This window comes from Pseudomonas aphyarum, from assembly GCF_028657055.1.
In the GTDB taxonomy this organism is placed as follows: Bacteria; Pseudomonadota; Gammaproteobacteria; order Pseudomonadales; family Pseudomonadaceae; genus Aquipseudomonas; species Aquipseudomonas aphyarum.
On the sequence record NZ_JAMDGS010000006.1, the window covers coordinates 108,590 to 134,261 of the forward strand.

Sequence of the window (25,672 nt, forward strand, 5' to 3'; positions counted from 1 at the left end):
TCGAGGACATGCCCGTGACGAGCCCTATCAGAATCCTGCCGGTCCCGCTGACGCTGGCCATGGCAATCGCCCTGGCCGGTTGCGCCGGCCTGCCCGACCAGCGTCTGGCCAACGAAGCGCTCAAGCGCGGTGACACCGCGACCGCCGCGCAAAACTACCGTGCGCTGGCCGACCTGGGTTACAGCGAAGCCCAGGTCGGCCTCGCCGATATTCAGGTCGACAGCCGCGACCCGGAACAGATGAAACAGGCCGAAGCCACCTACCGCGCAGCCGCCAGTGTTTCGCCGCGTGCCCAGGCCCGACTCGGTCGCTTGCTGGTGGCCAAGCCCGGCTCCACCGAAGCCGAGCATCAGGAAGCCGAAAGCCTGCTGAAGAAAGCCGCCGCCAGTGGCGAAGGCAACACGCTGATCCCGCTCGCGATGCTGTACCTGCAATACCCGCACAGCTTCCCGAACATCAACGCTCAGCAGCAGATCGACCAATGGCGCAAATCCGGTTACCCGGAAGCCGGTCTGGCGCAGGTGCTGCTGTATCGCACCCAGGGCACTTACGACCAGCACCTGGATGACGTGGAAAAAATCTGCAAAGCCGCGCTCAACACCACCGACATCTGCTACGTCGAGCTGGCCACGGTCTATCAGAAACGTGGCGCGCCGGAGCAACAGGCCGAGCTGATCAAGCAGCTGCAGGCCGGTTACAGCCGTGGCACCGTCAGCGCTCAGCGGGTGGATTCGGTGGCCCGTGTGCTGGCCGATTCGACCCTGGGCAAGACCGACGAAAAAACCGCGCAGTCGCTGCTCGAGCCGATTGCTCCGGGCTACCCGGCGTCGTGGGTCACCCTCGCACAACTGCTGTATGACTTCCCGGAACTGGGCGACACCGACCAGATGATGAAGTACCTGGACAACGGCCGCGCCGCCGACCAGCCGCGCGCCGAACTGTTGCTGGGCAAGCTCTACTACGAAGGCAAACTGGTCCCGGCCGATGCGAAAGTCGCCGAGGAACATTTCCAGAAAGCCGTCGGCCGTGAAGTCGCCGCCGATTACTACCTCGGCCAGATCTACCGCCGTGGCTACCTGGGCAAGGTTTATCCGCAGAAGGCCCTCGACCATCTGCTGACCGCTGCGCGCAACGGCCAGAACAGCGCCGACTTCGCCATCGCCCAGCTGTTTTCCCAAGGCAAGGGCACCAAGCCCGACCCGCTCAACGCCTACGTGTTCAGCCAGTTGGCAAAAGCCCAAAACACTCCGCAAGCCGATGAGCTGGCGACCACCCTCGCCGCGCAACTGCCGCCCGAGCGTCTGGCCGAAGCCCAGCGCCTGCTGCAACAGGAACAGGCGACCCGTGGCGCCCTGAGCCAGAACACGCTGCAACTGCACGCCCTGCAAGAAGAAGACGGCGAGGAAAAATTATGAAACTGAATCCCTTTGTGAAGGCCGGCATTGGCCTCACGTTCGCGCTGATCTGGTCTTGCCCGACCCTGGCCGCGATGACTGAATCGAAGAACTTCGGCCTCGAAGTGAAAATCACCGGCCAGTCCGAAGACGACCGCGACCTCGGCACCGCCAGCGGCGGCGACGTCAACGGCGTCGGCCTCGACCTGCGTCCTTGGGTCTACGGCGAAAGCGGCGCGTGGAGCGCCTACGCCATGGGCCAGGCCGTGACCTCGACCGACATCATCGAGACCGACACCCTGCAGCAGTCCGACAGCGAAGGCACCCAGACCACCGACAACGGCGACCGCAAGACCAAGAAAAACTACCTGGCGATGCGCGAATTCTGGGTCGGCTACAGCGGCCTGACGCCCTACCCCGGCGAGATCCTCAAGTTCGGTCGCCAGCGCCTGCGCAATGACGACGGCCAGTGGCGCGACACCAACATCGAAGCCCTGAACTGGACCTTCGACACCACCCTGCTGCGCGCCAACGCCGGTGTCGCCGAACGCTTCAGCGAATACCGCACCGACCTCAAGGAGCTGGCGCCGAAAGACAAGGATCGCCTGCACGCCTACGCCGATGCCGCTTATCAGTGGACGCCGGGCAACTGGGTCGGCATTCGCGGCCACCACACCCATGACGACGGCAAGCTCGACTATCCAGAGCCGGGCGTGGCCGGCGACTCGCTGGACAAGAAAGAAAACGGCGACATCAGCTGGCTCGGCCTGACCGCCGACAGCGACGCCTACAACTGGCGCAACACCAACACCGTCAACTACTGGGGCAGCATCACCGGCATGAGCGGCGACCGCGACACGGTCAACGCCCTCAACGCCGACGGCACTCGCCCGGCCCAGGCCAAGCGCAGTGACAACGTCGACGGCTGGGCCACCGATGTCGGTGTGCGTCTGCGCCTCGATCCGCAGTGGCAGGTCGGTGCGGCGTATGCCCGCGCCAGCGCCGATTACGAACAGAACGGCCTGGAAAGCAACCGCTCGAACTACACCGGTACCCGCTCGCGGGTTCACCGTTTCGGCGAGGCCTTCCGTGGCGAAATGAACAACATGCAGACCGCCACCCTGTTCGGTTCGTGGATGCTCAACGACCAGTACGACGCCAGCCTGATCTACCACAAGTTCTGGCGCGTGGACGGCAACAAGCCGGTGGGCAGCAACGGCATCAACGCCGTGGAAAACAACACCGACGACGTGACCGGCGCGATCCTCTCCAGCACCTCGCTGCCACTGCAGGACGGCAACAAGGATCTGGGCCAGGAAATGGATCTGGTGGTCACCAAGTACTTCAAGCAAGGCTTGCTGCCGGCGGCGTTGAGCCAGTCGATCGACGAGCCTTCGGCGCTGGTGCGCTTCCGTGGCGGCGTGTTCAAGCCGGGTGATGCCTATGGCAGCCAGGTTGATTCGTACATGCACCGCGCGTTCATCGACGTGATCTGGCGCTTCTGATGCTGACCGCCAAGGGAGTGCCCGACATGAACAGTGCCCGCAAAGGCTCACTCAGCCTGCTGGCCGGCGCGATGCTGCTGGCCTCGGCTGGCGCCTTCGCCAACGTGGAACCAGCGAAGCCTGTAACCACCGCGAAGGAGTTGCAACAGGCCAAAACCTACACCGTCAGCAGCGCGCCGACCGAAGCGCTGGAACTGGCCAAGCCGAAATTGCCCGACCTCTCCGGCTACACCGCCGAAGCCGCCGCCGCGAAAATCGAGCGCAGCAAACCGGGCAAGATCAGTGTGCGCCGGATGATGCAGGAAGACGCCCTGAAGGACTTCATCGGCGGCGACAACAAGATGGCCGAATGGGTGGTGCGTCAGCACGGTATCCCGCAGGCGATCTTCGTCGACGACGGCTACATGAACCTGAAAGAGCTGGCGCAGAAACTGCCCAAGCAGTACTTCAGCGAAACCTCACCGGGCGTCTATCTGGCCAAATTGCCGATCGTGGTCGGCCGTAAAGGCATCCTCGAAATCGACGGCCAGACCCAGGAATTGCGCCTGTCCCAGGAGGCCGGTTCGTTCCTGGTCAACGACGGCCAGCTGTTCGTGCGTGACACCAAAATCACTGGCTGGCGCGAGAAGGAAAACGGCCCGGCAACCTTCCGTTCGCCGAAAGAATTCCGCCCGTTCCTGCTGGCCTGGGGCGGCACCGAGACCTACATCGTCAACAGCAAGATGGCCAGCTTCGGCTACGCCAACAGTAAGTCCTACGGCGTGAGTATTTCCCAATACACGCCGAACATGGCCAAGGTGCTCAAGCGTCCCGAGCCGACTGGCTGGATCGTCGGCTCCGAGTTCTCGGACATGTGGTACGGCTTCTACTGCTACGAGACCCGCGACTTCGTGGTCAAGGGCAACACCTACAAGGACAACATCGTCTACGGCATCGACCCGCACGACCGTTCCCACGGTCTGATCATTGCCGAGAACACGGTGTACGGCACGAAGAAGAAGCACGGGATCATCATTTCCCGTGAGGTCAACGACAGCTTCATCTTCAACAACAAAAGCTACGACAACCACCTCTCGGGGCTGGTGATCGACCGTAACAGCGTCAACAACATCATTGCCTACAACGAGATCTACAAGAACCACACCGACGGCATCACCCTCTACGAGTCCGCCGACAACCTGCTGTGGGGCAACAAGGTCATCAGCAACAAGCGCCACGGCATCCGCATTCGTAACAGCGTGAACATCCGCCTCTACGAAAACGTCGCCATGGCCAACGGCCTGACCGGCGTCTACGGGCACATCAAGGACCTGACCGACACCGACCGTGACATCAAGCTCGACCCGTTCGACGCCCAGGTCTCGCTGATCGTGGTCGGCGGTGAACTGGCGGCCAACGGCAGCGGCCCGCTGTCGATCGATTCGCCCCTGAGTGTCGAGCTGTATCGCGTGTCGATGCTGGCGCCGACCAAATCCAGCGGCATCAGCTTCAACGGCATCCTCGGCGAGCGCCAGGATGAAATTCTCGACCTGTTGGTACGCCAGCAGAAAGCCGTGCTGATCGACCCTGTCGAACGCCAGACCGAAATGCGGGACTGAGGACAATTTTATGCACCCACACTTGATCAAGTTACTCAGCCTGTCGGCCCTGACCGTGGGCATTCTGGCGGCCAGCAACGGCGCCCGCGCAGATGAAGTGCAGCCGCCGAAATTCACGGCCGAACCTTGCTGTAGCCTGTGCCCTGCCGCCCACGACGCGAAGAACTACACCACTCGCTACCAGCAGAACTTCACCACTCTGGTGCAGGCGCAGGGCGACTGGTTGTTCCGGACCCAGGAAGACCTGCGCACCGAGTTCAACACCACCCCGGCCGGCTACAAACGCCTGCAACAGTTGCACGACGCGTTCAAGGCCAAAGGCGTTGAACTGGTGATCGTCTACCAGCCGACCCGAGGCCTGGTGAACCGCAACAAGCTCAACCCGGCAGAAAAAGCCGCGTTCGATTACGAGAAAGCGCTGGGCAACTACAAGACCATGCTCGGCCGTTTCGCGAAGATGGGTTACGTGGTGCCGGACCTGTCGCCGCTGACCAACGAATCGCTGCCGGACACCCTGCCCGCCCACGATTTCTACTTCCGTGGCGACCAGCACTGGACGCCTTACGGTGCGCAGCGCACGGCGAAAATCGTCGCCGAGCAGGTCAAGCAGATCCCGGCCTTCGCCGATATTCCCAAGCGTGAGTTCGAAACCAAACGCTCTGGACGCATGGGCAAGACCGGCACCCTGCACAACATGGCCGGGCAACTGTGCGGCACCAGTTACGCGATCCAGTACATGGACCAGTTCACCACCGAGCCGAAGGGCGAGGCAGGTGATGGCGACCTGTTCGGTGATTCCGGTAATCCGCAGATCACCCTCGTGGGTACGTCGCACAGCGGCAAGAACTACAACTTCGCCGGCTTCCTCGAAGAAGCCATCGGCGCCGACATTCTCAACGTCGCGTTCCCCGGCGGCGGTCTGGAAGGTTCGATGCTGCAATACCTGGGCAGCGACGAATTCCAGAAGACTCCGCCGAAAATCCTCATCTGGGAATTCTCGCCGCTGTACCGCCTCGACCAGGAAACCATCTATCGCCAGATGATGTCCCTGCTCGACAACGGCTGCGAAGGCAAAGACGCGCAGATGTCCGCGAGCACCACGCTCAAGCCGGGCAGCAAACAAGAACTGCTGGTCAACAGCAAGAACCTGAACCTGCAGAACAGCAGCCATCAGGTCGACATCCGCTTCGCCGATACCTCGGTGAAAACCCTGCAAGCCACCCTCTGGTACATGAACGGTCGCCACGAGGACATCAAGATCGAGAAACCGGAAACCTCCGACACCGACGGTCGTTTCGCCTTTGAGCTGCGCACGGACGAAGACTGGGCCTCGCAAAACCTGCTGGCAGTCGAAGTCCAGGGCCCGGAAGCGGGCACCGCGCCACAGAAAGTCGAAGCGAAAATCTGCAAACGCAACGTATTCCCGGGCGCTGGGCAACAAACCGCTCAGCTCGGGCAATGAGGTCTGCTATGCGAAATCCGAAACTGAAAACTCTTTTGGCGCCGACGCTGCTCGGGCTGGCGATCTTCGCCGGCACCGCGCAGGCCGCCGCGCCACTGCGTCCTCCTCAGGGCTACTTTGCGCCTGTGGATAAATTCAAGACCGGTGACAAAAGCGAAGGCTGCGACGCGATGCCGGCGCCCTACACCGGCCCGCTGCAATTTCGCAGCAAGTACGAAGGCTCGGACAAGGCCCGCGCAACGCTGAACGTGCAGTCGGAAAAAGCCTTTCGCGACACCACCAAAGACATCACCACCCTGGAGCGCGGCACCGCCAAACGGGTGATGCAGTTCATGCGCGACGGTCGTCCGGAACAGCTCGATTGCACGCTCAATTGGTTGACCGCCTGGGCCAAGGCCGACGCGTTGATGTCGAAAGACTTCAACCACACCGGCAAGTCGATGCGCAAATGGGCGCTGGGCAGCATGGCCTCTTCGTACATTCGCCTGAAGTTCTCCGACTCCCATCCGCTGGCCCAGCATCAGCAGGAAGCGCAGTTGATCGAGGCCTGGTTCAGCAAGATGGCCGATCAGGTGGTCAGCGACTGGGACAACCTGCCGCTGGAAAAAACCAACAACCACTCGTACTGGGCCGCGTGGTCGGTGATGGCGACATCGGTCGCGACCAACCGCCGCGACCTGTTCGATTGGGCGGTCAAGGAATACAAGGTCGGGGTCAATCAGATCGATGCCGACGGTTATCTGCCGAACGAACTCAAGCGCCAGCAACGCGCCCTCGCCTATCACAACTACGCCCTGCCGCCACTGGCGATGATCGCCAGTTTCGCCCAGGTCAACGGTGTGGATCTGCGTCAGGAAAACAACGGCGCGCTGAAGCGTCTGGGTGACCGGGTACTGGCCGGGGTGAAAGATCCCGAGGACTTCGAGAAGAAGAACGGCAAGGAACAGGACATGACCGATTTGAAAGAGGACATGAAATTCGCCTGGCTCGAACCGTTCTGCACCCTCTACACCTGCTCGCCGGATGTGATCGAGAAGAAGCACGGGATGCAGCCGTTCAAGACGTTTCGGCTCGGTGGCGACCTGACCAAGGTCTACGACCCGTCCCATGAAAAGGGCAACAAGGGATCGTGAAAAGCGAAAGGCAAAAGCCCCTCACCCTAACCCTCTCCCGGAGGGAGAGGGGACTGACCGGGGTGCTTATGAGAAATCCGCCGACCTGATACATCGAGTCGATCTCGATATTGGCAGCACCAGAGATCAGGCTCCCTCTCCCTACGGGCGGTCCGACGTTTCGGGAGGGCGGGGGGTGAGGGCTGCGGTCGCAAGGCCACCCACAACCTTCGAAGAAACACCGTTTCACCCCTCCAGCACCACGGGGGGTTTGGGGGGGCTTTGGCCCTTGACTGTTGGTTCAAACATGGAGAGATCGGGATGGTATTTTCATCCAACGTGTTCCTGTTTCTGTTCTTGCCGATCTTTCTCGGCTTGTACTACCTGAGCGGGCAACGCTATCGCAACCTGCTGCTGCTGATCGCCAGCTACGTGTTCTACGCGTGGTGGCGGGTGGACTTCCTGGCGCTGTTCGCCGGCGTCACCCTGTGGAACTACTGGATCGGCCTCAAAGTCGGCGCCGCCGGCGTGCGCACCAAACCGGCCCAGCGCTGGCTGCTGCTCGGCGTGGCGGTGGACCTGTGCATCCTCGGCTACTTCAAGTACGCCAACTTCGGCGTCGACAGCATCAACGCGATGATGACGTCGGTCGGTCTGGAACCGTTCATCCTGACCCACGTGCTGCTGCCTATCGGTATCTCGTTCTATATCTTCGAGTCGATCAGCTACATCATCGACGTCTACCGTGGTGATACCCCGGCGACCCGCAACCTCATCGACTTCGCGGCGTTCGTGGCGATCTTCCCGCACCTGATCGCCGGCCCCGTGCTGCGTTTCCGTGACCTGGCCGACCAGTTCAACAACCGCACCCACACCCTCGACAAGTTCTCCGAGGGCTGCACGCGGTTCATGCAGGGTTTCATCAAGAAGGTGTTCATCGCCGACACCCTCGCCGTGGTGGCCGACCATTGCTTCGCCCTGCAAAACCCGACCACGGGCGATGCCTGGCTCGGCGCGCTGGCCTACACCGCGCAGCTGTATTTCGACTTCTCCGGTTACAGCGACATGGCCATCGGCCTGGGCCTGATGATGGGTTTCCGCTTCATGGAAAACTTCAAGCAGCCGTACATCAGCCAGTCGATCACCGAGTTCTGGCGCCGCTGGCACATCAGCCTGTCGACCTGGCTGCGTGACTATCTCTACATCACCCTCGGCGGTAACCGTAAAGGCACGCTGATGACCTATCGCAACCTGTTTCTGACCATGCTGCTCGGTGGTCTGTGGCACGGCGCGAACATCACCTACATCGTCTGGGGTGCGTGGCACGGCATGTGGCTGGCGATTGAAAAAGCGCTCGGCCTGAATACCTCGCCGCGCAGCCTCAACCCGATCCGCTGGGCGCTGACCTTCCTGCTGGTGGTCATGGGCTGGGTGATCTTCCGCGCAGAAAACCTGCACGTTGCCGGCCGCATGTACGGCGCGATGTTCAGCTTCGGCGACTGGTCGCTGTCGGAACTCAATCAGGCCAGCCTCACCGGCCTGCAAGTCGCGACTCTCGTTGTGGCTTACGTGACCCTGGCGTTCTTCGGCCTGCGTGATCTGTACACCAACCATCCGCCAGCCAAGAGCAAACCTGAAGTCAACGTGGAGGCTAACGGCCCTGCCACGGCGACCCCGGGAATGATCAAAGCTGCGCCCGGCGAAAACCCGGCGAGCATCCACGAGCCTGGCTACACCGTCGGCGTCGACGCCCAGGTGCAACCGGCGTACTGGACGGCGGACTGGTCGCGCTACGCAATGCGCGCCGTGATCCTGCTGCTGTTCATCGCCTCGATTCTCAAACTCTCGGCGCAAAGCTTCTCGCCGTTCCTTTACTTCCAGTTCTGAGGGATCTGACATGACCCGCTCATTACGCATCTTCTACATCGCGCTGTTTCTGGTGACCCTGCTCGTGCTCGGTCTGTGGTCGGTGCGCAGCTTCTTCGGCTTCAGCACCAACGCCGACGCGACGGTGCTCAACGGCCGCTGGACCAAAGCCGTGGAAACCCACTACGACGATGAATTCCCGATCAAGCGTCTGGGCACCAATCTCTGGGCCGCGCTGGATTTCAAACTGTTCAACGAAGGTCGTCCGGGCGTGGTGCTCGGTCGCGATCAGTGGTTGTACAGCGATGAGGAATTCAACCCGATCGTCAACGAAGAGCTGAACCTGCAAGGCAACTACGCGCTGGTCGAAGGCGTGCGCCAGACCCTGAAAGAAAAAGGCGTGAAACTGGTGATGGCGATCGTGCCGGCCAAGGTTCGCCTTTACCCGGAACACCTGGGTGAAGTGAAACCGGCGAGCATCCACGCCAACCTTTATCAGGACTTCCACGCCCGTGTCGCGGCGGACAAGATCCTCGCCCCCGACCTGCTTGGCCCGCTGCAAGCCGCCAAGCAGAACGGTCAGCAAGTGTTCCTGCGCACCGACACCCACTGGACCCCGGAAGGCGCGGAAATCGCCGCCAACACCCTGGCCAAAACCATTGCCGACAAGTTCCCGCTCAGCGGCGAGCCGCAGCGTTTCGTCACCACGCCAGCCGAGAAGGTCACGCACAAAGGCGACCTGCGTCTGTTCCTGCCGCTGGATCCGCTGTTCGAAAACCTGATGCCGGCGCAAGAGCCGCTGCAAAAGCGCAACACCGTGGCCGCCGCCGAGCAGCCTGCCGGTGACGACGCGCTGTTCGCCAACAGCGAAGTGCCGGTCGCGCTGATCGGCACCAGCTACAGCGCCAACCCCAACTGGAACTTCGTCGGTGCGCTCAAGCAAGCGCTGCACAGCGACGTCGTCAACTACGCAGAAGACGGCCACGGCCCGATCCTGCCGATGCTCAGCTACCTGAAAAGCGACGACTTCAAGAACAGCCCGCCACAGGTACTGATCTGGGAGTTTCCTGAACGATATCTGCCTGTGAACAACGAAATCGGCGACGCCGACCCGCAGTGGATCGCAGAGCTTAAACAAGCCGGCGCGCGCCAACAAAACGTAGCAATCAACACTAAATCCGAGACGCCCGATCGGGCGCAAAACTGAAAGAGAGGTACACCATGACTTTCACTACAACTCCTCGTCGTCTCGCTAAACGCATTGCTCTGGTTGCGGGTATGAGCGTGCTGTCGGTCCAGGCCTTTGCCGGTGGCGACGCTGCGCTGTACGGCCCGACCGCACCGAAAGGCTCGACCTTCGTACGCGTCTACAACGCCAGCAACGCTGAAGTCAGCGCCACCGTCGGCAGCACCAATCTCGCCGACGTCGCGCCGCTGGCCAGCAGTGACTTCAGCTTCATGCCGGGCGGTGACTACAGCGCCAAGGTCGGCAGTCAGACCCTGCCGGTGAAACTCGCCGGTGACCATTACTACACCCTGGTCAACAACGCGTCCGGCGCGCCGCAACTGATCGAAGAACCGCCGTTCAAGAACAAGCAGAAATCCCTGGTGCGCGTGCAGAACCTCAGCGACAAACCGCTGACCCTGAAGACCGCCGACGGCAAGACCGACGTGGTGCCGAACGTGGCCGCCAAGGGCCGTGGCGAGCGTGAAATCAACCCGGTGAAAGTCAGCCTCGCGCTGTACGAAGGCGACAAGAAAGTCGGCGACGTGAAACCGGTCGCCCTGGAGCGTGGTGAGGCAGCCGTGCTGTACGTCACTGGCAACGGCAGCAACCTGTCGCCGGTCTGGGTGAAACGCCCGGTGTCGACCCGCTAACAAATTTTCCGAACTGAACCGGTTCCCTGTGGGAGCTGGCTTGCCAGCGATGCAGACACCTCGGTTCTGCAGATACACCGAGGTGATGCCATCGCTGGCAAGCCAGGCTCCCACAGGGGCCGAGGTGAGAGTTCGGATACGAGACAAAAACAAGAGTGAAACGACACAGCGTTCGTGCCTCTAACCAATCGATTTTATGGAGTAAACAATATGATTCCGGTGATCTTGTCAGGTGGTAGCGGCTCACGTCTTTGGCCGCTTTCGCGCAAGCAGTTTCCCAAGCAATTCCTCGCCCTGACCGGCGAACACACGTTATTCCAGCAAACCCTCGAGCGTCTGGTGTTCGAAGGCATGGACACCCCGATCGTGGTCTGCAACAAGGATCACCGCTTCATCGTCAACGAACAGTTGGCCAGCCGCAATCTGGAATGCCAGCGCATCCTGATGGAACCGTTCGGTCGTAACACCGCGCCGGCCGTGGCGCTGACCGCGATGATGCTGGTCAATGAAGGTCGCGACGAACTGATGCTGGTGCTGCCGGCCGACCACGTTCTCGAAGACCAGAAAGCCCTGCAACGTGCGCTGGCCCTGGCCACCGTGGCGGCAGAAAACGGCGAGATGGTGCTGTTCGGCGTACCGGCCACCAAACCGGAAACCGGTTACGGCTACATCAAGTCCACCGGCGATTCGCTGCTGCCGGAAGGCGTCAGCCGTGTCTCGCACTTCGTCGAAAAACCCGACGTCAAACGCGCCACCGAGTACGTCGAATCCGGCGGTTACTACTGGAACAGCGGCATGTTCCTGTTCCGCGCCAGCCGCTTCCTCGAAGAGCTGAAAAAGCACGATCCGGACATCTACGACACCTGCCTGCTGACCCTCGAACGCAGCCAGCAAGACGCCGACACCATCACCTTCGACGAAGCCACCTTCGCCTGCTGCCCGGACAACTCCATCGACTACTCCGTGATGGAAAAAACCCAGCGCGCCTGCGTGGTGCCGCTGACAGCAGGCTGGAGCGATGTCGGTTGCTGGTCGTCGCTGTGGGAAGTCAACGAGAAGGACGCCAACGGCAACGTCAGCAAGGGCGATGTGGTGATCCAGGACAGCAAGAACTGCATGATCCACGGCAACGGCAAACTGGTGTCGGTGATCGGTCTGGAAAACATCGTGGTGGTCGAAACCAAGGACGCCATGATGATCGCCCACAAGGACAAGGTCCAAGGCGTCAAGCAGATGGTCAACACCCTCAACGAGCAGGGTCGCAGCGAAACCCAGAACCATCTTGAGGTCTACCGTCCGTGGGGCTCCTACGATTCGGTGGACATGGGCGGTCGCTTCCAGGTCAAGCACATCACGGTCAAGCCGGGCGCATGTCTGTCGCTGCAGATGCACCACCACCGCGCCGAACACTGGATCGTGGTCAGCGGCACCGCCGAAGTGACCTGCGACGAGAACGTGTTCCTGCTCTGCGAAAACCAGTCGACCTACATCCCGATCGCCTCGGTGCATCGCCTGCGCAACCCGGGCAAGATCCCGCTGGAAATCATCGAAGTGCAGTCGGGCTCGTACCTGGGCGAAGACGATATCGAGCGCTTTGAAGATATCTACGGTCGCTCGACCCCGATCGAACGCGGCGTGTCGGTGAAAACCATCGCGCAGTAAGCGTTGCGTAAAACAAGAAGCCCCTGTCCAGCCCGCTGCGTCCCCTATCCGCAGCGGGTTGGGCGGGGGCTTTTTTTCAGCCCGTCTTGCGCCTGTCGCTCGCAATGACTGCTCGGCTCATGGTTTTCCTGACACGTGTCTGTGGATAAACCGAAACAGCTGCATTGGTTTTCTTGAAAAGGCCCGAGCTGCCCGGGCTGTAACGCTCGATCCCGCTGGCGCCCTGAATGGTCTGGTAATGGATGTTCCAGTGCTGCTGCTTGCGGTCATATTTCATGAAGGCGAAACCGGTCGTGAGGTTTTCCTGACGGCCCTGATCATCCGGTGCATAACCATAATCCTGATATTCCATGGCGGCGGCCTGCCCCATTCCGTGACCTTCGGAGAGATCGTTGTATTGGACATTTTCCTTTCCGCCTTCCACATGCCGGACACGAAGCACGTTGTCGTTGAGTTGATCCACTGTCAGTGAGCAACCGCTGAAACCGGGGGTAAATACGTGGTCTGGCTGCGTTCCGGTCGGATGCAGCGGGATATCGACATAGCCACCCTGAGGCGCCCAGAACCCCGAGACTGCGTTGTGCTTGTCGGGAATCTCGCCTTTACCGATGTCGACAATCCTCAACGCATTGAACTCACCCTTGCTTGTGCCCGAATAAGCGATCCGGTCCAGGCTGAAGATCAACTCGCCCTTGCCGTCCTTACGTATCAATTGAGCCACCGTATCGTTTGAATAGCGTCCGGGAGCCGGATCGAGAAACTGAGTACTGATTTCCATCCTGCCGAGTTCACGCGCCTCCAGCGCCTTCTGGATATTGCCGGGCTTACCCGTCGCGGCAACGCCGCGCAACGGACTACCCAGGCTGACCGGCACAGCACCGGAAATCTCACGACCGGCCCCTGTGGCGATCACTGGTTGCCATAAGCCGTTGGCCAGTTTCTTGCGGGTGACCGCTCCCTCGTTGTCGATGAAGGTGAGCGGATTGTTGTGAACCATTCGATAGAGGTTCACACCGTCGGCGTAATCGGCAGGATCGGCACTGGTCCAGCGCTGCAACCACGGGATGTAATAACGCAGCCCGAAGTAGTCGAGCCCGGTCGCATCGCGCTCCTTGCCAGAGTAACGGACGAATTTGTAGCTGAATTCGCCGTCCTGCCAGGCGCTGGTACCGAATGGGTGGAAGGTTTCGCGGCTGATCATCGCGCCGTCATCTGCGGTTTCCAGACAGACCGAACCCAGGTGGTCGACATGTTGGTATCGATACCGATTGTTGATTCCCGAAGGTGGCGGGCTCTCCCAATGCTGTATTTGAGCGTTGTCGGCAATGATGACCTGCAATCGTTCGCACGTGCCGTTGTCGGTGCGCAGTTCCAGCCTGGGCAAATAGCGCACCTCGGTAATCAGGGTGCGGGGGCCGGTCTGCAAAGAACGGATTTTGCGCACCCGCTGGCTACCGCCATCGTAGAGATAGGTTTCGCTGTCATTGGCACCGGAAGCGCGCTTCACCGGGCTGACTGATTGCAGTTGGTTACGCAGGTTCCAGTTCAGTATCCGCCCCGGCTCCAGTTGCAGCAGGTTGCCTCTGCGGTCATAGGCGGCCTCGATTTGAGCGTCGTCGGGAGGTGCGTGCTCGTAAGGCAGAGCGCGATTGCTGTAACTCGCCGGTTGCAGCGTGCGCCCATGACTTTGTGCGCCGACATGAGTCAGCCTGCGCAGGTTGCCAGCGGGATCATATTCGTAAGTCTGCCGATAGTTGCTGAGCGCCGCCGGATCGACGCGCCCCACCGATTGCGGCCCCTGATTAACAGTGCCGGCTTCCCAGCCAAACGCCTTGGTCAACTGGTAAAGACTGTCGTAGACAAAACGGCTGACTGGCGCGATGCGCGTGTTGGCGAAGTATCGGATCGGCAGCGCTCTGTCTTCGATACTCAGGACATTGCCCATCCTGTCGTAGCCGTAAATCAAGTGTTGCAGCACACGACTCTCGGCACTCTCGGCCCGGCGCATCATCAGGCGACCGTCTCCGGGCCGATATGTCAGCGTGGTTTGCACGCCGTTACCGGCGGTTTCCTGCTCGACGCTGCCGTACGCGTTGTAGTGAATGTCACTGACCAGGGTCTGACCGGGCTGTCCCTTCAACTGCAATCGGCGCTCGCGCAAGCGGCCATCGACGGTCAGTGCGAATGTATGCCGGTTGTCTCGGGCATCCGTCTGCTCCACTACATCCCCCAGCGCACCATAGCGCCACCGCGATATCGCACCAGCGCCGGGCTCAAGCAGCCGCTGACGATCCGACTCCTGCTCCGGCCAGTCGGGTATCAGCGGCTCCAGGGTGAAGTGGCGGGTGTCTTCGGTGCATGGGCCGCTGATTGCAAACGCATTGAACAGCACGCTGCCGGCCGGATGGTCATGACGAATCAACTGACCGAACTGGTTTCGTGACGGGTCCCCGCTGCCGGGATGGCCGTAAGTCAGGCGCTCGACACAACGCCGAGGCTCACCTGCCCCCTCTTCGAATATCGCGACGGGGCGCAGCAAATTGTCGTGCTCGATCTCGCGCTGCGTCTGACGGCTGTCCCAGCTGAACACCGTTTGCGTGGCAAGCCCCTTTAACTCGATTTGCGTACCGGCATCGACGCTGTCCGAACGTATGACCGAGGCGTCCAGTGCAAATACCTGCGCCAGGTTCGCCGATGTCAGCGGGTCGCCGGCTTGTGACCGCCAAAGTCGCGGATCCCAGTGTTTCACCGCACGTCCTGCCGGATCGTGAAGCGTGCGGTTGAATCGCGGCTCGACCGGGCCGTCCTCGATGTCTCGACAATAGTCGACCGTGCCGACCGGCAAACCGCGCGGGTCGACCACAGACATCCTCGGTGTATCGATGTGCAAACTCATGGAACGCGCTCCCGGCGCGACCGACATTTTTTCTGCCCCGGGCATCTGAGCAGGTGAAGCGTCCAATCGGCCACTGTCAGAAATTACAGTTCCGACCGACGGCGCCTTCGCTCAATCAGCGAATGTCCATTCCCGCGCCCCTTCGGTAGGATGGGGGCACAAGTTCAAGGAGCGTTCGAACATGTTCATCGGCGTCTTGCTGGTCATCACCTGGCTGATCCTGCTGCTGCGCTACCCGGCCAAGGCCTTGCCGGTGTCCATGGCCGCCGCCGTGGGCCTCGGGCTGGTAGCAATGTGGGTGGTGTGGCTGGACAACCGCGAGGTCAAGCAACTGGCGCGCCTGGAACTGCGCATCGCCTATGCCCCAGAGCATTGCCCTGCCGACCGCCCTCTCCTGCTGAAGATGAGCAACGGCAACGACGTGCCGCTGACCGAACTGCGCTGGCGCATTGCTGCGTACGCGCCGGGCGACACCGTGAACCTGGCCGACAATCAATACGCCGCGCCGCGCTATCGCGGTCCTGGTGAATTGCAGCCCGGCGGCAACTGGGAAGACTGCCTGCCGATGCCACCGCTGCGTCCCGGTTATCGCCCGCAAACCCTGGAGTTTCGCGCCGAGCGATTGCAGGGTAGTTTCTCCGACTGATCCCCTCTCCCACTCTTTTGCACAAGGAATGCGCCATGCCCGTTGCGTTGATTACCGGTTGTTCCAGCGGCATCGGCCGCGCCCTCGCCGATTCCTTCAAAAGCGCTGGCTACGAGGTCTGGGCCAGTGCGCGCAAGGCTGAAGATGTCGCGGCACTCGGCACGGCCGGGTTCACGGCAGTGCAGCTCGACGTCAATGACAATGCAGCGCTGGAACAACTCGCCGAACGGATCAACCAGCAGCACGGCGGCCTCGACGTGCTGATCAACAACGCGGGTTACGGCGCCATGGGGCCGCTGCTCGACGGTGGTGTTCCGGCCATGCAGCGCCAGTTCGAAACCAACGTGTTTTCGATTGTCGGCGTGACCCGTGCACTGTTCCCGGTGTTGCGTCGGGCCAAGGGCCTGGTGGTGAATGTCGGCAGTGTTTCCGGGGTGCTGGTCACGCCATTTGCCGGCGCCTATTGCGCGTCGAAAGCGGCGGTGCACGCGTTGAGCGATGCGTTGCGCATGGAATTGGCGCCGTTCGGGATTCGCGTGCTGGAAGTGCAGCCGGGGGCGATTCAATCGAGCTTCGCCAAGAATGCCGGCCATGAGGCCGAACAACTGATCAACGAACAATCGCCGTGGTTTCCGTTGCGTGAAGGCATCCGGGCGCGGGCCAAGGCCTCGCAGGACAAACCGACGCCGGCCAGCGACTTTGCCGCCGAGTTGCTCAAGGCTGTGCAGCAGAACAAACCGCCACGACTGATCCGCATCGGCAATGGCAGCCGGGCGTTGCCGCTGCTGGCGACGCTGCTGCCGAAAGGGTTGCTGGAATCGACGCTGATGAAGCGGTTCGGGTTGCGCGGGCAACTCTGAAACCGCGTCAGCCCCAGCCTTTCATGAAATCAATGAACGCCCGCACCTTCAGTGGCAGGTGCCGGGTGTCCGGGTACAACGCGTAAACCCCTTGCTGGGCGAAGCGGTAATCCGGCAGCAAACGCTGTAATCGCCCGGCGTCCAGGTCTTCTTGAATCAGCCATTGCGGCAGAATCGCCACGCCTTGTCCGGTCAATGCAAAGGCACGCAGGGTCGCCGAGTTGTCGGCGACGATGGCGGTGGTTCCCGGTTTTGGCTGGTAGATATGCTCGGTGCCGACCGGGTCGCTGACCGTCATTTCCGGCACTCGCCCATGCCCCAGCGTCGGCATCGATTCCAGCACCGCCAGCGTGTTGACCGGCGCAAATCGCTCGACCAGCCCCGGTGCCGCCACGGCAAACACTTCGAACGTCGACAGCTGCACCGCCCGCAGATTGGAGTCGTGCATGCGGCCCAGACGAATCGCCATGTCAAAGCGTTCGGAGATCAGATCGGCGTGGGTCGAGGACGTGGACAGATGAATGTTCAGTTGCGGCTGCTGTTGTCGAAACACCTCCAGCGCCGGCACCACCTGAGCCAGCGCGAACTCCACGGTCGTGGTGATGCGCAGGGTGCCCTTGAGTTGCGAGTGTTCCGAGCGCGCTTCCTCGATGGCCAAGCGTGCTTCGTCGAGGGTGCGCAGACAGCGTCGGTAAAAGCGTTCGCCGGCATCGGTCAGGGCCAGTTGCCGGGTGTTGCGGGTGAGCAAGGTGACGCCCAGCTCTTCCTCAAGACGTTTGAGGTTGAAGCTCACCACCGCCCGCGTTTGCCCCAGCGTATCGGCGGCTGCAGTCAGCGAGCCGGCCTCGACCACGGCTTTGAAGGTATCGAATCGATCCAGGCTGACCATGCTCGCAGCGCTCCCTGTCAAAATAATTTTGACAAACTAGCAGCCAAACCAGCGTATTTCTATCGCCGCCAGCGCCCTACCCTGCACGCCTCATCACAGGGAAGCTGCCATGGCCTATCACTCGAAAGTCGCGCTGGTGTATCTGTTGGGGTTCGCCCTCGACCTGCTGAACATGTTCGCCGCGAGCATCGCCTACCCGGACATCGCCGCGCAGTTGCACGCCTCGGTGACGCAACTGGCGTGGATCACCAACGCCTACATGCTCGGGCTGACGCTGATCATTCCGATGAGCGTGTGGCTGGCTGCACGGCTGGGCGAGCGGCGGCTGATCCTCGGTTCGCTGCTGGTGTTTGGAATCGCCTCCGGGCTTATCGCTCAGGCGACTTCGATTGAAAGCCTGATCGGCTGGCGACTGCTGCAAGGGTTGGGTGGCGGGTTGCTGCTTCCGGTTGGTCAGGCGCTGGCCTATCGGGAGTTTCCGGCGACACAACGTGCACACTTCACTGGCGTGGTTTTGCTGGTGGCGCTGATGGTGCCGGCGCTGTCGCCAGCGGCGGGTGGTTTGATCGTCGAGGTGCTGTCGTGGCGCTGGATTTTCCATCTGAACGTACCGGTGGCGCTTTTCGCTTTCGGATTGGGCGTGCTCTGGTTGAAGGCGGATCAGGCAGCGAGTGAACGGCCGACACTGGATGCACGCGGTCTGTTTCTGGCCGTGTTGGCCCTGAGTTTATTTTTGATCGCTGTCAGTCTGGCGAGCGCACCCGCAACCCAACATCTCGCGGGCGGTGTCCTGCTGCTCAGCGTCATTACCTTGTGCATCTACCTGCGTGATGGCTGGGGCAAACCCGGGGCGGTTCTCGACCTGCAGTTGATCAAGAACCCTTCGTTGCGCCTGGCGATGCTGATCTACCTGTTCGTGCCCGGCATCTTCACCGGCACCAACATGATTGCCGTGTTGTACCTGCACGACCTCGGTTTCGGCGCAGCACAAACCGGGGCGTTGATGCTGTCCTGGGCGGCGGCTTCGGGCGTGGCGATCATGCTGGGTAAACGCAGCTTCAACCGGACCGGTCCCAAGCCGTTGCTGATCGTCGGCATGCTGCTGCAATGCCTTGGCATCGTCGTGCTGATGCAGATCGATCAATCCGCCAGCGGCCCGTTGATCCTCGCCTATGCCCTGATGGGGTTGGGCGGCAGTCTTTGCAGCGTCACCGCCCAGACCCTGGCGTTTGTCGGTATCACACCAGACAAAATGGGCCACTCCAGCGCCCTATGGAACATCAATCGCCAACTCGGTTTCTGCCTTGGCGCGGCGCTGCTCAGTTCATTGCTGGGTGCCTTGGGGGCCAACGGTTTCAAATACTGCTTTCTCGCCGCTGCATTGCTCACGCTGTTGCCGATGGCGGCCGTGCTGCGTTTCGACTCGACAAAAGTGCTAGCCCTTCTGCGCTCACCTCACCTTCAGGAAAAATCCACATGACTGACTACACCGACTATTTTGACGAAGTGATCCGGGCCCATGAGGCCATCGAACGATGGTTTGCCGTTGAGGAAGACGAGGCGGCACTCGAGCGATTGCTGACACGTTTTTCGCCACGGTTTTCCATGGTGACGCCGCTGGGCCGCGTACTGGATTTAGAAGCCTTGCGTGCGTTGTTTCAAATGGCGGGCGGGAAGAAGAAGGGATTCAGGATCGAGCTCGGGGAGCTTCAAGGAATTGCCTTGCATGAACGCGGCGCGACGGTGAGTTATCGCGAACAGCAGACCGATGCGAGCGGCTTGCACACGGATCGACGTTCAACCGTGGTGTTCGAAAAAGCCGAATCCGGACGGGTGATCTGGCGGCATCTGCACGAGACGTTTTGCCAGGGCTGACACCGTCCGGTTCTGGCGAGGGAGCCCGCTCCCTCGCCAACGGATTACTCGACAGCGTCCTGCTTCACAACAACGGTGCAGGTAATCCCCGCTGCCAGCAGCACGCCTTCCGGCACCTCATCGATGTGTATCCGCACCGGCACCCGTTGCGCCAGACGCACCCAGTTGAAGGTCGGGTTCACATCGGCGATCAGCTCGCGGCTTTCCGGGTTGTCACGGTCGTAGATACCGCGGGAAATGCTCTCCACGTGCCCCTTCAGGACTTCGCCGCTCATCAGTTGCATGTCGGCTTTGTCGCCAACGCGCACATGAGGCAGTTTGGTTTCTTCGAAGAAGCCGTAGACCCAGAACGAATTCATGTCGACCACGGCCATTTTCGCTTCGCCGATGCGCGCGTAGTCGCCGCGATGGACGTTGAGGTTGGTCACGTAGCCGTCCACCGCCGCCCGCACTTCGGTGCGTTTGAGGTTGAGTTCGGCGGCTTCCAGTTGCGCCTGGGCCTGTTGGTAATCGGCCAGTGCGGAGTCGGCGATGTTGCTGGCGTCGTCGCGACTTTCCTTGGAGATCACCAATGCGTCCATGTCAGCGCGGCGGTGGGCGTTGACCCTGCGCATCTCCCACGTGGCCTTGCGCGAAGCCACCAGCGACTGCGCCTGTTTCACCGCCAGACGATAGTGCTCGGGGTCGATCTGCATCAGCAAATCACCCTTCTTCACCAACTGGTTGTCGCGCACCGGCACGTCGACCACTTCACCAGTGACGTCGGCGGCGACGTTGATGATGTCGGCGCGCACCCGGCCGTCGCGGGTCCACGGGGTGTTCATGTAGTGCTCCCACAACGTGCGGCCGATCCACAACGCCAGGGCCAGCACCAGCAGGGTCGCGAGCAGGCTGAAAAACTTTTTCATCAGAACGTTCTCAACGGTAGACAGTCAGCGCCATGGCGCCGAACAGACAGGTAAACAGACTCAGGCGCAGCAGCGCCGGGTGCCAGAAGAAGCGGTACAGATCGAACCCCGACAGAAACCGGTCCAGCGCCCAGGCCAGTGCCGCAGCGACGAAAAACATCAGGGTCATGGTCGGCATGTACACGCCGTGGAAGGCGATTTCACGAGGCATGGGCAAGTCCTTCGGGCTTGGCGATGGCGTAGGCGGCGAGTGGCGATTGCGGGTCGAGCAACGAGGTGCGGATGAAGTGCAGGTAGCTTTTCACCCGCCGCAGGGCCGAGGTATCGAAGTGCGGTGCGAACGGCTCGTCGGTGGCAGCGACCCGGCTGATCGCGTGATCGACCGCCACCAGCGCACGTTCCAGATTGCTCGAATTCGGTTGCAGGAACAGCCGCACCAGCGAACGCCCCATGACCCGGATCGCCTGACGCCATGGCTGCGATTCGGCATACGCCGGGTGCACCGGCAGGATCGCCTGTTCCTTGCGCAACTCGATGATCGCGTGACCGACTTCCAGCACCACGAACATCCAGCGCAGCAGGTTTTTCTGCACCAGCGGCTGACCGGCCGCCAGGCCATAAGCCTGATGCATCAGGTCGCGGGTACGGCTTTCGAAACTCGATGCCAGGCCCTTGAGTTTGCCGCTGATCGCGTACACCACTTGCCCGCGCAGGTCCTGCTCCAGGCGCTGCCACAACCAGCGGCTGTTCGGCGGCAGAATGATCGCGCCCGCCGCCGCGCAAACCAGCATGCCCATGACCATGGCGATGTAGTCGTTGATGAAGGTGTAGGGGTTATAGATCGTCAGGTTGTCCGGCACCGAACCGGTGCTGAAAAAGATCAGCAGACCGAGGCCGACGCCGGCGTATTGCGGCCGCGATGCGAGGAACGATCCGAGCACGATCACCGGCGCGAGCATCACGCACAGCAACGGAAAACCGTCGATCCACGGGAAGATGAAAAACATCTCGACGAAGCCGATCAGCGCCCCAAGAAAAGTACCGCACGCCATCTGGAAGGCCATGCGTTTCGGGTTCGGCGTGGCCGCCGACAGGCCCACGGTGGCGGCAGCGATCAGGGTCATGGTCGCGCCGCTCGGCCACGCGGTGGCGACCCAGTAACTGCCGAGCACGACCAGAATGAATGCGGCACGAATCCCCGAAGCTGCCGCCGCCCACCAACTGGTCTGCGGGGTGAACGGTTCGTCCCAGCGCTCGCGTTCGTGGCTGTGATCGGCCAGCGAGGCGTGGGTCTGTGCATAACTGTGCAGGTCATCGACGAAGCGATAAAGCAGCTCATACGCGGTGTGGAAATCCAGTTGTTCGGCGTCGCTCGGCTCGCTCTCCTGGAAGATCGCCCGCAGGCTGCGCACCCGCGCCGGCAAGCCTTCCTTGTACGCCGCAAGCGCCAGCACCAGACGCGCCGCGTCCGGGCTGGTCAGGGCGCGGCCGCTGAAGCCGTCGAGCACTTCGGCCAGATCCTGCAGGCCCGGTTTGATCGCCGCTTCCACATGGTCGGCACCGTTGCGGCGCAGGCGTTCGAGCAACTGGTGCAAGGCGTTGAAACGGGTGGTGATGCCCATGAACTCGCTGTTCAGGCGACTGAGCCGGCCGTTGCGCCGACGCATGTGCGGGTCTTCGAACACGGTCACGCTGCGCAGCCCTTCCAGGCCCACCGCTTCGGCGATGAAGCGTACGTTGCTGGCCTCGAACGACTCCGGTTTGCTGCGCCCGCGCAGGCCATCGGTGACGAACAACGCGAACACACCGAAGCGCTGATACAAGGCGTTGCGCATCGCGGCGCTGGCGGTTTGCGGCAGGATCGCGGCACTGACCAGGGTCGAGCAGAGAATCCCCAGCGAGATTTCCAGCACCCGCCACACCGCCGCCATGAACGCACCGTCAGGATGGGCGAGCGCCGGCAGGCCGACCATCGCGGCGGTGTACCCGGCCAGCACAAAACCGTACGCACGGAAGTTGCGGCAACGAGCGGCGCCGGCCGAACAGATGCCGACCCAGATCGCCAGCGAACCGAGGAACAGTTCGGTGTTCTGGGCGAACAGCGAAATCAGCGTGACCATCATCGCCGACCCGGCCAGTGTGCCGAGAAAGCGATAGAAACTCTTGGCGAACACCTGGCCGCTCTGTGGTTGCATGACGATGAACACAGTGATCATCGCCGTGCGCGGTTGCGGCAATTCCAGGCGCATCGCCAGCCACAGGGTCAGGAATGCGGCGATCAACACCTTGAAGATGTAGACCCAGGTCACGCCGTCGCTGCGCGCCCAGTCGAAGAAACCCCGGCGCCATTCCAGGGAGTAGAGCCAGCGCAAAGGTGCGGGCAAGGGAGTCATTGAATCTTGCTCAGTGGTCGAGGGCTTGAAGAAGGGCCGGGGTTTTCGGTGCAGCGGTCTGTTCGGCAGTCGGCACGTCTTTACCCGCACCAAGGCCACCGCCCAATGCCGTCACCAGTTCCGCATGAGCACTCAACCGCGCCGCCTGCACCTGCTGCTGAACCTGCTGCTGTTTGAACAGCAGGGTCTGGGCGTTGAGCACGTTGAGGTAATCGGTGAGCCCGCGCTGGTAGGCGATCATCGCGATGTCGTAGGTTTTCTGCGCGGTAGCCACGGATTCGGCGGCGAATGTCTGCTGCTTGTCCATCGACTCGCGGCGGATCAACTGGTCCGAGATGTTCTTCAGCGCATTGACCAGGGTCTGGTTGTAATGCGCGACGGCGATGTCATAACCCGCCGAGGCTTCACCGAGTTCGGCACGCAGTCGCCCGCCGTCGAAGATCGGCAGCGAGATCGCCGGCCCGACGTTGTAGTTGAGCTTCTTGCCGGTCAGAAACTCCAGCGCCCCGCCGCCGGTGGCCATGTAGCCGAGGCTGCCGACCAGATCGACGTTGGGGTAGAACCCGGCATGCGCGACCTCGATCCCGCGCGCCTGCGCCGCCACTTGCCAGCGACTGGCGACCACGTCCGGACGCTGGCCGAGCAGTTCGGCGGGCAGTGCCGACGGCAGTTTGAGTGCCGCGCCGAGGGACAGGGTCGGACGCTGCAACTGCGCGCCAGCGCCCGGGCCTTTGCCGGCCAGTGCCGCGATCTGGTTGCGGCTCAGGGCGATTTCTTCGTCCAGCGCATCCAGTTGCCGATGGGTTTCCGGCAGTGGGGTTTCGGCCTGGCTGACTTCGAAGTGCGTGCCGATTCCGCCGTTCAGGCGTTTCTGCGCCAGCTCGAGAATCTGCTGTTGCTGCTTGAGTGTCGCCGCGACGATGTCGCGCTGGGCGTAATGCAGCGAGAGATCGATGTAGGCGCGCACGATGTTGTTCTGCAATTCGAGCTGCGCCTGACGCGCCTCGGCAGCGCTCATGTGCGCCAGATCGACGGCCCGCTCGGTGCTGTTGCTTTCACGGCCCCAGAGGTCCAGTGCGTAACTGAAACCCAGCGCGGCGTTGTTGTCCCAGGTGGTGCTGTTGGCCAGCTCACCGGGACCGTAGAACTGGTCAGTCGGCCAGTTGTGGCGCTTGAGTGTCGACTCGCCATTGATCTGCAACGACTCGGCGGCTTCGGCGACACCGGCCATGGACCGGGCCTGACGCACTCGCGCGGCGGCCATCGCCATAGTCGGACTGCCCTGCACGGCAAGGTCGATCCAGCGGTTGAGTTGCTGGTCGCCGTAGGCTTGCCACCATTGGGCGGTGGGCCAATTTGCGTCTCGGGCGGCGTGGGCGATGGCCTCGTCGGTGGCCAGTTCATTGGCCTCCAGAGCCTTGCCCTGCGGGGCAATCCCTCCGGTTCCGATGCAGCCGCCAAGACCTAACGAAAAAGCCAGAACACTGAGCGGCAAAAGCGCTCTGTTGATGCGACGCGGCACTGCTGCGAATTCCTGAGGTGGGAGATGTTTCGAGGTGGGCATAATTCTAGGGGGGCGCCATTACGGCGATAAGCTGGGAATCCTGTGAATCTTTGTTACCGTTAACGAGATAATCCCTTGGTCGGGGGTCTCAGCCCCTGAAACTTCGTGTCACAATTTGCCATCTCCCTTGAGAGCACCCCATGGACACTTTGCAAAACATGCGCGCCTTCAGTTGTGTGGCCGAAGCCGGCAGCTTCACCGCCGCCGCCGTGCAACTCGACACCACCACCGCCAACGTCTCGCGCGCGGTCTCCAACCTTGAGGCCCACCTGCAAACCCGCTTGCTCAACCGCACGACCCGCCGCATCGCGCTCACCGAGGCCGGCAAGCGCTACCTGCTGCGCTGCGAGCAGATCCTCGCCTACGTCGAAGAGGCCGAAGCCGAAGCCAGCGAAGCCCACGCCCGCCCGGCCGGACAGTTGAAAGTGCACACCATGACCGGCATCGGCCAGCACTTCGTGATCGACGCCATCGCCCGCTACCGCAAGACCCACCCGGATGTGACCTTCGACCTGACCATGGCCAACCGCGTGCCGGACCTGCTCGACGAAGGCTACGACGTGTCCATCGTCCTCGCCCGCGAACTGCCGGACTCGGGCTTCGTCTCGCAACGCCTGGGCATCACCTACAGCATCGTCTGCGCCTCCCCGGCCTACGTAAAAGCCAACGGCTGCGCACAAAAACCCAGCGACCTGCTGAACCACGCCTGCCTGCGCCTGGTGAGCCCGGTGATCCCCCTGGAAAAATGGGCCTTCGACGGCCCTGACGGGCAGGAAATGGTCACCATCAACAGCTCGCCTTTCCTGGTGAACTCCGCCGACGCGATGAAAAGCGCGATCACCAGTGGCATGGGCGTCGGCGTGTTGCCGGTGTACGCCGCGATTGAAGGCTTGCGCAACGGCTCGCTGGTACGGGTCATGCCCAACTACCGCTCGCAGGAACTGAACCTGTACGCGATCTACCCGTCGCGGCAGTATCTGGATGCGAAGATCAAGACCTGGGTTGAGTACCTGCGTGGGTCGTTGCCGGAGATATTGGCGGGGCATCAGGCGGAACTGGCGGCTTATGAGCTGAGTGGGAGTCTGGCGGGGGTGCGGGTGGCGAACTGATTTGGCCGGCCTGAAAAATGGGGTGATGCGGAGGGCGCCAACCCCTCACCCTAGC

At 61.8% G+C, this 25,672-nt stretch carries 20 protein-coding genes; 14 read left to right on the forward strand and 6 right to left on the reverse strand.

What is annotated here, in order from left to right; translation table 11 throughout:
• Positions 1 to 8: 8 nt before the first annotated feature.
• The 9 genes from algK (at position 9) to M5G18_RS09750 (ending at position 12,477) form a co-directional block, all read left to right on the forward strand.
• Positions 9 to 1,415 (forward strand): alginate biosynthesis TPR repeat lipoprotein AlgK, encoded by a 1,407-nt coding sequence (gene algK / locus M5G18_RS09710; protein WP_207985095.1) that lies wholly within the window; start codon positions 9 to 11, stop codon positions 1,413 to 1,415.
• Positions 1,412 to 2,899, forward strand: coding sequence for an alginate export family protein (locus M5G18_RS09715; protein WP_273900096.1), 1,488 nt, complete (start codon positions 1,412 to 1,414; stop codon positions 2,897 to 2,899). The genes algK and M5G18_RS09715 overlap by 4 nt, the downstream gene beginning before the upstream one ends.
• Before the next feature lie 26 nt (positions 2,900 to 2,925).
• Complete coding sequence (algG, locus tag M5G18_RS09720; RefSeq protein ID WP_273900097.1) at positions 2,926 to 4,497, forward strand: mannuronan 5-epimerase AlgG; 1,572 nt, start codon at positions 2,926 to 2,928, stop codon at positions 4,495 to 4,497.
• A 10-nt stretch (positions 4,498 to 4,507) separates the two neighbouring features.
• Entirely contained in the window at positions 4,508 to 5,959 is a 1,452-nt protein-coding gene (locus M5G18_RS09725) for an alginate O-acetyltransferase (RefSeq protein ID WP_273900098.1), read from the forward strand.
• An 8-nt stretch (positions 5,960 to 5,967) separates the two neighbouring features.
• Positions 5,968 to 7,092 carry a mannuronate-specific alginate lyase gene (locus M5G18_RS09730; RefSeq protein WP_273900099.1) on the forward strand — a complete coding sequence of 375 codons (1,125 nt, stop codon included), beginning with the start codon at positions 5,968 to 5,970 and terminating at the stop codon, positions 7,090 to 7,092.
• Between the two features lie 300 nt (positions 7,093 to 7,392).
• A complete protein-coding gene (locus M5G18_RS09735; protein WP_273900100.1) occupies positions 7,393 to 8,958 on the forward strand; it encodes an MBOAT family O-acyltransferase in 1,566 nt (521 codons plus the stop codon).
• A gap of 10 nt (positions 8,959 to 8,968) precedes the next feature.
• Entirely contained in the window at positions 8,969 to 10,144 is a 1,176-nt protein-coding gene (locus M5G18_RS09740) for an alginate O-acetyltransferase (protein ID WP_273900101.1), read from the forward strand.
• A 14-nt stretch (positions 10,145 to 10,158) separates the two neighbouring features.
• Positions 10,159 to 10,815 carry an alginate O-acetyltransferase AlgF gene (locus M5G18_RS09745; RefSeq protein ID WP_273900102.1) on the forward strand — a complete coding sequence of 219 codons (657 nt, stop codon included), beginning with the start codon at positions 10,159 to 10,161 and terminating at the stop codon, positions 10,813 to 10,815.
• Positions 10,816 to 11,025: 210 nt separating this feature from the next.
• Positions 11,026 to 12,477: a mannose-1-phosphate guanylyltransferase/mannose-6-phosphate isomerase gene (locus M5G18_RS09750; protein WP_273900103.1), complete on the forward strand. Its 1,452-nt coding sequence runs from the start codon at positions 11,026 to 11,028 to the stop codon at positions 12,475 to 12,477.
• 76 nt (positions 12,478 to 12,553) lie between these two features.
• Here M5G18_RS09750 and M5G18_RS09755 read toward each other — a convergent pair whose 3' ends face one another.
• Positions 12,554 to 15,373 carry an RHS repeat domain-containing protein gene (locus M5G18_RS09755; protein ID WP_273900104.1) on the reverse strand — a complete coding sequence of 940 codons (2,820 nt, stop codon included), beginning with the start codon at positions 15,371 to 15,373 and terminating at the stop codon, positions 12,554 to 12,556.
• 181 nt (positions 15,374 to 15,554) lie between these two features.
• On the opposite strand from M5G18_RS09755, the gene M5G18_RS09760 reads away from it, so the two are divergent.
• Positions 15,555 to 16,019, forward strand: coding sequence for a multidrug transporter (locus M5G18_RS09760; RefSeq protein ID WP_273900105.1), 465 nt, complete (start codon positions 15,555 to 15,557; stop codon positions 16,017 to 16,019).
• 35 nt (positions 16,020 to 16,054) lie between these two features.
• Entirely contained in the window at positions 16,055 to 16,879 is an 825-nt protein-coding gene (locus M5G18_RS09765) for an SDR family oxidoreductase (RefSeq protein ID WP_273900106.1), read from the forward strand.
• 7 nt (positions 16,880 to 16,886) lie between these two features.
• On the opposite strand, the gene M5G18_RS09770 is transcribed toward M5G18_RS09765, so the two are convergent.
• Positions 16,887 to 17,768 (reverse strand): LysR family transcriptional regulator, encoded by an 882-nt coding sequence (locus M5G18_RS09770; protein WP_273900107.1) that lies wholly within the window; start codon positions 17,766 to 17,768, stop codon positions 16,887 to 16,889.
• Between the two features lie 109 nt (positions 17,769 to 17,877).
• On the opposite strand from M5G18_RS09770, the gene M5G18_RS09775 reads away from it, so the two are divergent.
• Both M5G18_RS09775 and M5G18_RS09780 read left to right on the forward strand, forming a co-directional pair.
• Positions 17,878 to 19,248, forward strand: coding sequence for an MFS transporter (locus M5G18_RS09775; protein ID WP_273900108.1), 1,371 nt, complete (start codon positions 17,878 to 17,880; stop codon positions 19,246 to 19,248).
• The gene (locus tag M5G18_RS09780; RefSeq protein WP_273900109.1) at positions 19,245 to 19,643 is read left to right on the forward strand and encodes a DUF4440 domain-containing protein; all 399 of its coding nucleotides are present in this window, start codon (positions 19,245 to 19,247) and stop codon (positions 19,641 to 19,643) included. Before M5G18_RS09775 ends, M5G18_RS09780 begins: the two co-directional genes overlap by 4 nt.
• A 44-nt stretch (positions 19,644 to 19,687) precedes the next feature.
• Here M5G18_RS09780 and M5G18_RS09785 read toward each other — a convergent pair whose 3' ends face one another.
• The 4 genes from M5G18_RS09785 to M5G18_RS09800 are packed head-to-tail and all read right to left on the reverse strand — an operon-like array spanning position 19,688 to position 24,466.
• Positions 19,688 to 20,551, reverse strand: a complete 864-nt coding sequence (locus M5G18_RS09785) for an efflux RND transporter periplasmic adaptor subunit (RefSeq protein WP_273900110.1) — start codon at positions 20,549 to 20,551, stop codon at positions 19,688 to 19,690.
• Between the two features lie 10 nt (positions 20,552 to 20,561).
• A complete protein-coding gene (locus M5G18_RS09790; RefSeq protein WP_003221811.1) occupies positions 20,562 to 20,762 on the reverse strand; it encodes a DUF1656 domain-containing protein in 201 nt (66 codons plus the stop codon).
• Positions 20,752 to 22,944, reverse strand: a complete 2,193-nt coding sequence (locus tag M5G18_RS09795; RefSeq protein WP_102686902.1) for an FUSC family protein — start codon at positions 22,942 to 22,944, stop codon at positions 20,752 to 20,754. Before M5G18_RS09795 ends, M5G18_RS09790 begins: the two co-directional genes overlap by 11 nt.
• A gap of 10 nt (positions 22,945 to 22,954) precedes the next feature.
• Positions 22,955 to 24,466, reverse strand: a complete 1,512-nt coding sequence (locus M5G18_RS09800; RefSeq protein WP_273900111.1) for an efflux transporter outer membrane subunit — start codon at positions 24,464 to 24,466, stop codon at positions 22,955 to 22,957.
• A gap of 182 nt (positions 24,467 to 24,648) precedes the next feature.
• On the opposite strand from M5G18_RS09800, the gene M5G18_RS09805 reads away from it, so the two are divergent.
• A complete protein-coding gene (locus M5G18_RS09805) occupies positions 24,649 to 25,617 on the forward strand; it encodes a LysR family transcriptional regulator (RefSeq protein WP_011332538.1) in 969 nt (322 codons plus the stop codon).
• Positions 25,618 to 25,672 lie beyond the last annotated feature (55 nt).